General features: G+C 30.0%; 1 protein-coding gene. It reads right to left on the minus strand.

Features of this window, described 5'->3' with window-relative positions; translation table 11 throughout:
* Nucleotides 1-384: pseudouridine synthase (locus AMO19_RS04165; protein ID WP_257008955.1), on the minus strand; the 384-nt coding region annotated here is incomplete at its 3' end.
* Nucleotides 385-397: the final 13 nt, after the last annotated feature.

Genomic DNA, 397 nt, shown 5'->3' on the forward strand with positions numbered 1-397 from the left:
ATTTCTTGCTCTGAGTATTTTATTTACGATATCTCCATCATTAGTTAAAAAAATCAATCCCTCGCTGAGCTTATCTAATCTTCCGATAGGGAAAATTCTTTGAGGATATTTAATGAAATCTATGACATTATTGGGTTCTACTTTTCTATCTGTTGTACAAACAATTCCTACAGGTTTGTTAAAGGCTAAGTATATATTTTTTTTTCTCTTCGATTTTTCTATTCTTTGACCTTTAATTTCTACTTGATCACTTTCTTCAACTTTTGCGCCAATATTTGGAATTTTGCCATTAATGGTTACCTTTCCTTCTAAGATTAATCTATCTGCTTCTCTTCTAGAACAATAACCTACTTCACTTAAATATTTATTTATTCTGGTAGCCATTTTGGGTGTTTAA

Origin of the sequence: Prochlorococcus marinus, from assembly GCF_001180245.1 — a bacterium.
In the GTDB taxonomy this organism is placed as follows: domain Bacteria; phylum Cyanobacteriota; class Cyanobacteriia; order PCC-6307; family Cyanobiaceae; genus Prochlorococcus_A; species Prochlorococcus_A marinus_F.